This is a genomic window from Anaerolineae bacterium, from assembly GCA_016931895.1.
Classification (GTDB): domain Bacteria; phylum Chloroflexota; class Anaerolineae; order 4572-78; family J111; genus JAFGNV01.
Window position 1 is genome coordinate 1 of sequence record JAFGDY010000204.1, and the last position, 9,942, is coordinate 9,942.

A 9,942-nucleotide genomic window follows, 5' to 3' on the forward strand; every position below is an offset into this window, starting at 1 on the left:
AAAATAGCCTGGACCCGATAAATTTTAACGGCCAATTTTTATTTCGTGCTCAAAAAAGTGTCAACTAAATTGTGAACCATCCCTAAAATCCACCTTCAAAATAAATCATTGCGAGGCGACATGTTACTGGCAGGAGATATTGGCGGCACTAAAACAAACCTGGCTATTTTTGAAACGGGCGACACTTTACAGGTCAAAACAGAAACCACTTTCAAGAGCGCTGATTATCCAAACCTGGAAGCCATTGTCCGGGAATTTCTGGCCGATACCGGCGCAACCGTAAACAAAGCGGTTTTTGGCGTGGCCGGCCCGGTGGTCAAGGGCCGGTCAAGGATTACCAACCTGCCCTGGGTTATCTCGGAAAGTTCCCTGCGGGAAAACTCAAATGTGCCGGTGGTAAAACTACTCAACGATCTGGAAGCCATTGGTTATGCTGTGCCCCACCTGCCCGCTGATGATCTGGCCATGCTCAATAGCGACCAGATGGATACCGGCCAGGGCGGCAACAAAGCCATCATCGCCCCCGGCACGGGCCTGGGCGAAGCGGTTCTTTTTGCCCACAACGGCCATTACTACGTGCTGGCCTCTGAGGGCGGCCACACCGACTTTGGCCCCAAAAATTCGCTGGAAATTGAATTACTGCGTTATCTGCAAGGCAAATTCGACCATATCAGTTACGAACGGGTTTGCTCCGGCAACGGCATTCCCAATATCTACGCTTTTTTAAAAGACCGCCAGGTTGTTTCAGCAAACGCTCAAATAGATGCCCAAATTAACCGGGCCAATGACCCCACGCCCATCATTATTCAAAACGGCCTGGCCGGAACGTGTGAACTATGCCAAACTGTGGTGGATATGTTTGTCTCTATTCTGGGCGCTGAGGCGGGCAACCTGGCCCTCAAAGTGATGGCTACCGGAGGCCTCTATCTGGGGGGCGGCATCCCACCCAGAATATTGCCCCGGCTGCAAGACGGCACGTTTATGGCCGCCTTTACCAACAAAGGCCGTTTTGCCGAAATATTGGTACGCATCCCCATTTACGTTATCCTCAATAATAAAGCGCCCCTGCTGGGCGCAGCTTGTTATGGAGCAAACCTCTAATCAGGCATGCCCTCAAGAAAAATTTTAACACGCAAATGATATTACTGTTCTTGATCAGGAGCCAAAATGCTTGAACAAACACCGGACCTTTCCACCGTACGCAGCCAATTCCCGGCCTTGCAGCAAAAAGATGAGCAGGATCGCCCTTACGTTTATTTTGACGGGCCGGGCGGCACGCAGGTTCCCCAACCCGTTATCGCCGCAATAACGGATTATCTGATTCACACCAACGCCAATCACGGGGGGCATTTTGCCACCAGCCGCCGCAGCGATGAAATGATTGGCCAGGCCCGGCTGGCCATGGCCGATTTTCTTAATGCCGCCTTGCCCCAAGAGATTGTTTTTGGGCCTAACATGACCAGCCTTACTTTTAACCTTAGCCGCGCCATTGCGCGTACCCTGCAACCCGGCCACGAGATTGTGGTCACTCGCCTGGACCACGACGCCAATATTGCCCCCTGGCTGGCCCTGGCTGAGCAGGGAATAGAGGTCAAATGGGCCGATTTTGACGTAGAGGATTGCCGGCTTAACCTGGAACACTTGGCCTCGCTGCTTACGGATAAAACAAAACTGGTGGCCGTGGGTTATGCTTCAAACGCAGTAGGCACTATTAATCCCCTGGGCCACATTGCGGCTCTGGCGCGGAACGTGGGAGCCTGGTTGTGGGTTGACGCCGTACACTACGCCCCCCACGGCCCTATTGACGTGCAAACCCTCGGCTGCGACTTTTTGGTCTGTTCGGCCTACAAATTTTTTGGCCCACACGTGGGCGTATTGTGGGGTCGCCTGGATTTACTGGAAAGCCTGCCTGCCTACAAGGTCCGTCCCGCCAACCCCCACCCGCCTCACAAATTTGAAACCGGCACCCAGAATCACGAGGGCATCGCCGGTGTTGCCGCCGCCGTCAACTACCTGGCGGCGCTAGGCCAGGAATATGGGGCGCAGTTTGCGCCGGAACTTAAAAATTATGAAGGGCGACGTTTGGCCTTGAAGCAAGCGATGAAGGCCATTGTTGCTTATGAGCGGCCCTTGTTTGCCTATTTATTAGACGAAGTGCAACAAATCCCCGGCCTTGTTGTTTACGGCATCACCCACCCCTCCCAGCTTGACCAACGCTGTCCCACCCTGGCCTTTACCCGGGCCGGTTTCACTCCCCAAGAGATTGCCGCTTACCTGGGCGAACAAGGTATTTTTGTATGGGATGGCAACTACTATGCCTTGAGCGTTACCGAACGTTTGGGCCTGGAAGACTCTGGCGGCATGGTGCGGATTGGCCTGGCGCACTACAATACCCGGTCAGAAGTTGACCGTCTGTTGGCCGCCCTGCGGGAGATGTAACGCCGTAAATGATTTTTACCTTTTATATCCCATTCAAGTATAATATTGTACATCTTGAAATTGAGAGTTAAGGAAAAAATCCTGATGACCGAGCGCAAAATCAGAGTACTGGTAGCCAAACCCGGCCTGGATGGGCACGACCGCGGGGCCAAAGTGGTGGCCCGCGCCCTGCGTGACGCCGGGATGGAAGTGATTTACACCGGCCTGCGCCAAACCCCGGACATGATTGCCGAAACCGCCCTCCAGGAAGATGTAGATGTGGTCGGCCTGTCAATTTTGTCGGGGGCGCACATGGCCCTGGCCCCCAAAATTATGGCCCGGCTCAAAGAAAATGAACTAAACGACGTCCTGGTCATCATCGGCGGGATCATCCCGGCCGAGGATATTGAAGCGCTGCGCCAACTGGGCGTGCATGGGATTTTTGGCCCGGGCGCATCCACTACGGATATTGTTAATTTTATTCGTGAGCGTGTGGCCAATAACGGGCCAAGAGTGTAAAAATGATTAAAGGCAACCGGGTCACTCTCCGCGCCATTGAGCGCGATGATATTCCCCGCTACGTCACCTGGCTGAACGATCCTGAAGTAACGCATCACCTCGCCCTATTCCTCCCCATGAACCTTGATGATGAAACCGACTGGTACGAAGCCCAGCGCAAAGACCAAACCACCCAAAACTTTGCCCTGGTGGTGAATGAAGGAAACGTGCATATCGGCTCGGTGGGCTTGATGCACCTTAATTACCGGGAGCAAAACGCCGAACTGGGTATTGTGCTGGGCGATAAAACGCAATGGGGCAAAGGCTATGGCCGGGAAGCCATTCAACTGTTGCTTGATTTTGCTTTTGCCGAGCTGAACCTGCACCGGGTTTACCTGCGCGTAGATGCCGGCAACGCCCGGGCCATCCGCTGCTACCGGGCCTGCCACTTTGTTGAAGAGGGCCGCCTGCGCGATGCGGTTTATCATCGCGGTTGCTTTGAAGACCAACTGATCATGAGCGTGCTGCGCTCAGAATATCTCAAGTAGGGGCGTTTCTGATTAAACGCCCTTGTTCTCGTTAGGGGTAAATAAATGTACGGAGAAGTTGCTATCTTTAGCGGCAATGCCAACCCGCAATTGGCGCAAGAGATCAGTCAAGCTCTGGCCGTGCCGCTTTGCCCGGCCGACGTGTTCAAATTTCCCAATCATAATATCTTTTGCCGGCTGCAAGCCAGCGTGCGCGGCAAAGACGTTTTTATTATTCAACCTATCTCCAATTCCTGGGACGCAAATGGCGTATTTGCCTCGGTCAACGACAACCTGATGGAACTGCTCATCATGATTGAAACGGCCAAACGCGACTCTGCCGGGCGGATTACGGCCGTGGTGCCTTACTACGGCTATGGCCGCACCGACAAAAAAGATCAGCCGCGCGTGCCCATTACCGCCCGTCTGGTGGCCGATTTGATCATCACTGCCGGGGCCGATCGTTTTTTGACCATGGACCTCCATGCCGGACAGGTGCAGGGCTTTTTCAACATTCAGGTTGATGAAGTGACCGCCTTTTACCTTTTAAGCGATTACGTGCGAAAAAAGAACATCCCCAATGCTGTGGTTGTAGCCGGCGACATTGGCGCCACCAAACGTTCCCGCAACTTTGCCCAGGCCCTTAATTTGCCCCTGGCCGTGATTGAAAAAAGGCGCATCCAGCAGCAAGACGGTAGCCAAACAGAGGCGCTTAACGTTATTGGCGACGTAAAGGGCAAAAACTGTATTATTTTTGACGACGAAATTGACACCGCCGGAACCATGATCCAGGCCATGACCTTCTTAAAAAAAGAAAACGCTCAAGATATTTACGTTTGCGCCACTCACGCCGTTTTTTCTGACCCTGCCGGGCAACGCCTCAGCCAGTCGCCGGCCTGCGAGATTGTGGTCACCAATACCATTGCCCTGCCCCCGGAAAAAATCTTTAACAAACTGACCATCCTCTCGATTGCGCCCTTGATGGCCGAAGTCATTCGCCGGATTCACCTGGGCATTTCCGTAGGGGAGTTGTTTGATGAATGAGCCGTTGCTTAATAAAAAACTTGCTCTTCATCGTCAGGTGGAAGCCGCCCTGGCCAGGGGTGAGCCGGTGGTGGCCCTGGAATCAACCCTGATCACCCATGGCTTCCCCAGTGCCAATAACGTTAAAGTTGCCCTTTCCATTGAAGAAGCCGTACGCGAACAAGGCGCCGTGCCGGCCACTATCGCCATCCTGAAGGGCCAAATTACCGTGGGCCTTACCCTGGCCCAATTAGAATATTTGGGAACCGCCAAAAATGTGCGCAAATGCTCCCGCCGCGATTTGCCCCTGGCCGTGGCCCGCCAGGAGGATGGCGCCACCACCGTCGCCGGAACCATGATTGTGGCCCACCAGGCCGGTATTCGCGTGTTTGCTACGGGCGGCATTGGCGGGGTGCATCGCGGCCAAACCTTTGACGAATCGGCGGATTTAGTGGAGTTGGGGCGCACCCCCCTGGCGGTAGTGTGCGCCGGGGCTAAAGCAATTTTGGACCTGCCCTCCACCCGGGAAGTGCTGGAAACGCAGGGCGTGCCGGTGATTGGTTATCAAACCGATGAATTTCCCGCCTTCTACTCGCGGCAGAGTGGTTTGCCGGTGGATGTACGGGTGGACACCCCGGCCGAAGTCGCCGACCTCATTCACGCCCGCGATGTCCTGGACCTAAAAATGGGGCTGTTGATCACAGTCCCCATTCCGCTTGAACATGAGTGGCCCGCCGCGGAAGCGCAGCAAATTATTAACCAAGCCCTGGCCGGAGCCAAAAGCCAGGGGATCACGGGCAAAACGCTCACCCCTTATCTTCTCCAGCGGATCAACGAACTTTCCGGTAATCGCAGCCAAAAGGCTAACCTGGCTCTCTTACTCAACAATGCCCGGGTGGCGGCTCAAATTGCGCAAGCGTTGGCCTGCGGATAATTGGTGGCCCCGAAAAATAAAAAAGGAGCGCATGCAAACGCTCCTTTTTGCTGCCCTTTTGCTACAAATAAAGCGCAATAAAATCAACAGGGCAACAACCAATTTGTTCTTGATGATGGTCGCTCCATCCGTTACAGAACATACCGGCCTTATAAATATACCCTATCATTAATTAAATTACAACCCTCAATTTTTGGGTGTTTTTTTATTCTCTCAACTAAACTGCAAAGTTGCCCAATCGTCAGGATAGCGTCAGAATTTAAACGCCTAAAGTCATGCTTTTTAGGGCAAAATGTGTTACCATCATAAAGCTGACTGCCATTTTAAGCCTTAAAGCATAAACAAGGATTCAAGGGTAACGGCGTATAATATTATGCAACCCAACAAAGCTTTCGGTCAAGATGGAACCGAGCCAACGCTTATTCAACGCTGGCAGGCCGGCGATACCGCCGCATTTGACGAACTGTACGCCGAGCACGCCGCCATCATTTATCGCCTGGGTTGGGCGATGTTGCAACAAACCCAGGCCGCGGAAGACGTGGTACAGGAAACATTTTTGCGAGCGCACAAGGCCCGCCAACGGTTTGACCCAACGCGGGCCAGTTTTGGCACCTGGCTGTATCAGATTGCCTTGAACTATTGCCGCAGTTACTTGCGCCGCAAGCGTTTGTTGACCATTCCCTGGCTGCGACCCACGGGCGAAACGCTGGAATTGCCCGACGCCTCCCGCTCCAGTCCAGAAGCCAATGTTTTGCGTGGGGAGTATCGGCGCATGCTCTGGAAAGCTGTCCAAAATTTGAGCGAACCCTTGAAAGAAGTGATTATCCTGCATTATTACCTGGAACTGCCGGCGGTAGATATTGCGGCCCAACTCAACTGCCCCGAAGGCACTATCTACTCCCGGCTGCACAATGCCCGCCGCCGCCTGGCCGAGGCATTGGCCGAACAGGGGATGACCGCGCCCGAGTTGCTTGAGGCCCAACATGCTCCTTAAGCCCAAACACGTTACCCAATATCTTGAAGCTTATCTTGACCATCAACTTTCGCCGGAAGAACGACAGTTAGTTGATGAACACCTGGCCGTGTGCCCTGGCTGCGCTCAACGTTTTTTTGACGCCCGGCGGGTGTCCCATGAATTAGGCCCGGTCTTAAAAACAGTTCTTGGCCGGCCGGCGCCTCCCCCGGCCTTAAGCCGGCAAATCCGCCATGCCCTGGCCCGGGCCAATACACCGCGCCGTTTTGCTTTTCCCTGGGCCGCCTCGGGGCGGGCGCTTAATGCGGTGGGGACCTTGGCCATCGTCTCCCTCCTGGCCTTTGGCGTGTTTGGGGTTATTCAGGGTCAAATGGTCGGCCCTGATGTTGCCTCTGAACTTCAATCGGGGCGGCCCGGCAGCGGCGGGGAGATTGCCACGGCAACACCCACTGCCACCACCCTTATGCTCCCGGCAGTTGAGGCTACACCCATCTTAAAACAGTCTTCTCTGGGTGACACATTGCCCAAACCATCTCCATCTTCTGCTGACTCAATTCTCCCAAGAATGTCCACCACTCCCCCCTTGTCTTCTCTTACCCGGCAGCCAGAGGAAGAAAACTTGCTCCTGGATACAGCAGACACCCTGTCACCTGCTGAAGTTCCAGAGTTGAACCCGCCCGCCGGCACAATTGCCTTTTCTTTTTTCAATAATGCGCCAGGCCGTCAATTTTATGAAATCCACTTGATCAAGCCTGATGGCAGTAATCATCGTTTCTTTCCCCTTGAGGGCGTTTCCGAACCGGCGCTGGTCGAAAACGGCCAACAAATAGCCTATCGCGCCTGGAGCGAGCCAACCAGCCCCCGCTCTCTGCTAAGCAGCAATCTGGAAGGTTACACCCCGCAGCGAGTGGGCGGTTTTTGGGAAGACGCCCAACCCGACTGGTCGCCTACGGAAAACCGGCTTATTTTTGCCTCGCAGCGGGAAATGGACCGGCGCTGGCGGCTGTACACCAGTTGGGGAGACGGCTCGGTGGAAATAAATTTGCGCCGCGAAGGAAAATCGCCCACTTTTGCCCCCGACGGCTACCGTTTTGCCTTTGAAAGTTGCGACACTTTTTCCACCGAACGCTGCGGCCTGTGGCTGGGCGATCTGGATAATAGTGAGTACGATTCCTATCCATTTTTGGAAGACCCCCTGGCCAAATCGCCGGATTGGTCGCCCGTGAGCGAGCAGATTGCTTACATGGCCAATCCTGACGATAACTGGGACCTGTACTTGGTCAACAGTGATGGCCGCCAGGCGCGTCGTTTAACTACCGGCCCGGCCATTGATGGTCTGCCTACCTGGTCTCCCGACGGCGAATGGCTCGCTTTCCTCTCCAACCGGGGCGGAGTTTGGGGTATCTGGCTATTGCATGTAAATAGCGGCCAGGTGCATCAAGTGGTCAGCCTGCCAGAGGCAATCTTTATCCCCGCCGAACGTCCCCCCTACGGGCTGCGAAATTGGTGGGATGAGCAGTTAAGTTGGAGCAGATAAATTAATGGGTTTAGCCACTATCAATTGAGTCCTGTCCCCCAAAGTTTTCCCGGGCCGGGTCGTTGTCTCCTCCCCAAAACCAAAAGCTGTTATTTGTTGGCAGCCTTGATTTTTAGAACCCTTAAAGTTGGTTATGTCCCCATCTTGATAATTAACCCTACAGTTTGACGTATTCACCAATCTGTGATATGTTCAATACAATTGAATACTTTTTAGTTTTGCAATGGGACATCTGTGATGTGTTTTTCCACCTTTCTGGCGATTTTCTTCAGGTGCTCTTACTCTCTAGCGCGGTGAGTATTGCCCATTTGGAACACTAAAGAGTACCGGAAAGCGCCGCAGAGAATCATCAGATGGGTTGGAAGAATAGATATATTCAAGGTTAATTAAACCACAAACTGTAAGGAGTGTTTGCTCCAAAATGGTTTGTGGTTTTTTGATTTGAGGGGGACGTTGGCTGAAACCCCCTATAACTTTACTTTTAATTGTTTGTAAAGAAAGGATTCTTAGAATGCAAGGCAATAAACTTTATGTAGGGAATCTGAGTTACGCGACCACCAGTGATGAATTGGCCGAATTGTTTGCCGGCTATGGCGAAGTCAAACAGGTCAACATCATTGAGGGGAAGGGTTTTGGCTTTGTGGAAATGTCCAGTCAAGCCGAAGCCGAACAGGCCAAGGAAGCCTTGAACGGCACCGAGTTCAAAGGCCGCAATTTGCGGATTGATGAAGCGCGTCCGCCCCGAGAAAGGAGAGATAATAGGCCCCCCAGAAGAGGCGGCGGCGGCCCGCGCAGATACTAAAAGATTGGCCAGAGATTAGGTTTTTAAAAAATAGGTAGGTCAAACGCGCCTATTGAATTGTAATAGAGTTTAGGAGATAGAACAATGGTTCAAGCAGAAAATGGGAATACGGTTAAGGTTCACTATACCGGGAAATTGGAGGATGGCACCGTATTTGACACGTCCGTTGACCGTGATCCTCTCCAATTTACTATTGGCAGAGGGCAAATTATTCCGGGCTTTGAAGAAGCCGTGATTGGCATGAGCCTGGGCGAATCAAAAACCGAAACCATCCCGCCGGATAAAGCCTACGGCCCACACCATGCAGAATTAATGTTAACCCTAAACCGAAACCAAATCCCCACCCACTTGACCCCAGAAATTGGCCAGCGGTTAGAAATTCACCAACCGGATGGGCAAACCATTGGCGTTACGGTCAGCGAGATTTCAGAAAAAAATATCACCCTAGACGCCAACCATCCCCTGGCCGGCCAGGAATTGACATTTGATATTGAACTTCTGGAGGTTACCTGATTATTTTACCAAGCTGATTAACCAGCCTGGTTGAAAAGTGTCCCGATGGGCTTAGTGCCCATCGGGAATTTTTTGGGGCGGGATGTTGTGCAAAAATGGATTGGCGGCGTCCCTGGGAGAGACCATGGGGGATTCCACCCCCCAGGGCAGCGCAATGTCGGGATCATTCCAGGCAATGCCGTACTCGTCCTGGCTATCATAATAATTGTCAACCACATAAGTCAGGGTGGCGTCGGTGAGGGCCACAAAGCCGTGGGCTACGCCAACGGGGATAAACAGGCCAAGCTGATTATCTTCTCCCAGTTCAAGCGTTTGGGTCGCGCCGTAAGTTGGCGAGGCTGTCCGCAAATCAAACAAACCGGTCCGTATCTTCCCGGCCACCACGTACCAATAATCTACCTGGCGAAAATGATAATGCAATCCCCGTAGCACCCCGGCTTTGGAATTGGATCGGTTGGTTTGCACAATCTCCCAACTGCGTTGGGGAAACCACTCTTTACGAAACGTTTCAATAAAATACCCCCGCTCATCGGCAAAGGATTTGAGCGTAACAATTTGCACGCCTTCAATCAACTTTGATGCTTGAATGTTAGGCATTTAAGGTCTCCTGGTAGGTTGATAAGGATTGAGTAATGACTCGACTTTTGCAGGAGAATAGGAAAGGGAAAAAAGGGATAAAAAAGGGGCAAAATAGTTGGGATTGAAGGGCTAGCAGTT

General features: G+C 52.8%; 11 protein-coding genes. 10 read left to right on the forward strand and 1 reads right to left on the reverse strand.

Annotated elements, in window-relative coordinates:
* Positions 1–120 precede the first annotated feature (120 nt).
* The 10 genes from glk (at position 121) to JW953_14925 (ending at position 9,225) form a co-directional block, all read left to right on the forward strand.
* Positions 121–1,101, forward strand: a complete 981-nt coding sequence (glk, locus tag JW953_14880; protein MBN1993982.1) for a glucokinase — start codon at positions 121–123, stop codon at positions 1,099–1,101.
* A gap of 66 nt (positions 1,102–1,167) precedes the next feature.
* Entirely contained in the window at positions 1,168–2,439 is a 1,272-nt protein-coding gene (locus JW953_14885) for a cysteine desulfurase-like protein (protein MBN1993983.1), read from the forward strand.
* An 84-nt stretch (positions 2,440–2,523) separates the two neighbouring features.
* Positions 2,524–2,937, forward strand: coding sequence for a cobalamin B12-binding domain-containing protein (locus tag JW953_14890; protein MBN1993984.1), 414 nt, complete (start codon positions 2,524–2,526; stop codon positions 2,935–2,937).
* Positions 2,938–2,939: 2 nt separating this feature from the next.
* Positions 2,940–3,464 (forward strand): GNAT family N-acetyltransferase, encoded by a 525-nt coding sequence (locus tag JW953_14895; GenBank protein MBN1993985.1) that lies wholly within the window; start codon positions 2,940–2,942, stop codon positions 3,462–3,464.
* Positions 3,465–3,509: 45 nt separating this feature from the next.
* Positions 3,510–4,487 carry a ribose-phosphate pyrophosphokinase gene (locus JW953_14900; GenBank protein MBN1993986.1) on the forward strand — a complete coding sequence of 326 codons (978 nt, stop codon included), beginning with the start codon at positions 3,510–3,512 and terminating at the stop codon, positions 4,485–4,487.
* Entirely contained in the window at positions 4,480–5,400 is a 921-nt protein-coding gene (locus JW953_14905) for a pseudouridine-5'-phosphate glycosidase (protein ID MBN1993987.1), read from the forward strand. The genes JW953_14900 and JW953_14905 overlap by 8 nt, the downstream gene beginning before the upstream one ends.
* Positions 5,401–5,773: 373 nt before the next feature.
* Positions 5,774–6,394, forward strand: a complete 621-nt coding sequence (locus JW953_14910) for an RNA polymerase sigma factor (GenBank protein MBN1993988.1) — start codon at positions 5,774–5,776, stop codon at positions 6,392–6,394.
* Complete coding sequence (locus tag JW953_14915; GenBank protein MBN1993989.1) at positions 6,384–7,910, forward strand: PD40 domain-containing protein; 1,527 nt, start codon at positions 6,384–6,386, stop codon at positions 7,908–7,910. Before JW953_14910 ends, JW953_14915 begins: the two co-directional genes overlap by 11 nt.
* Before the next feature lie 511 nt (positions 7,911–8,421).
* Positions 8,422–8,712 (forward strand): RNA-binding protein, encoded by a 291-nt coding sequence (locus JW953_14920; protein ID MBN1993990.1) that lies wholly within the window; start codon positions 8,422–8,424, stop codon positions 8,710–8,712.
* 84 nt (positions 8,713–8,796) lie between these two features.
* The gene (locus JW953_14925; protein ID MBN1993991.1) at positions 8,797–9,225 is read left to right on the forward strand and encodes a peptidylprolyl isomerase; all 429 of its coding nucleotides are present in this window, start codon (positions 8,797–8,799) and stop codon (positions 9,223–9,225) included.
* 51 nt (positions 9,226–9,276) lie between these two features.
* On the opposite strand, the gene JW953_14930 is transcribed toward JW953_14925, so the two are convergent.
* Positions 9,277–9,822 carry a dTDP-4-dehydrorhamnose 3,5-epimerase family protein gene (locus tag JW953_14930; GenBank protein ID MBN1993992.1) on the reverse strand — a complete coding sequence of 182 codons (546 nt, stop codon included), beginning with the start codon at positions 9,820–9,822 and terminating at the stop codon, positions 9,277–9,279.
* Positions 9,823–9,942: the final 120 nt, after the last annotated feature.